The sequence below is a fragment of the Halomonas sp. ND22Bw genome (assembly GCF_003011945.1).
GTDB classification, from domain to species: Bacteria; Pseudomonadota; Gammaproteobacteria; order Pseudomonadales; family Halomonadaceae; genus Halomonas; species Halomonas halophila.
This window is the reverse complement of sequence record NZ_PXWD01001072.1, coordinates 1-264: the sequence shown is the minus strand read 5'-3', so window position 1 is coordinate 264 and position 264 is coordinate 1. Positions and strand designations below refer to the sequence as shown.

Sequence of the window (264 nt, the reverse complement as noted above, 5' to 3'; positions counted from 1 at the left end):
CGCATGCTCTTGAGGATCATGTTCATGAACATCCCCTCGAACTGCCGCGAGACCTCCTTCAGGCCCTCTTCCGGCGAGCTGCGCACCGTACGGCGCAGGTCGCTGACGCCCTGCACGACGAGCGCGAAGCGCTGGTCCAGCGCGCCGTTGCGGGCGACGTCGCCGCCGCTCCAGGTGTTGGATGCCGTGACGGTCATGACGCGTCCTCAGATGATCTCGAGCTCGGCGCGCAGGGCGCCGGCGGATTTCATCGCCTGCAGGATC

At 67.0% G+C, this 264-nt stretch carries 1 pseudogene; it reads right to left on the bottom strand.

Features of this window, described 5'->3' with window-relative positions:
- Nucleotides 1–197: pseudogene (locus tag CVH10_RS21470) on the bottom strand (hypothetical protein); the annotation flags it as partial.
- Nucleotides 198–264: the final 67 nt, after the last annotated feature.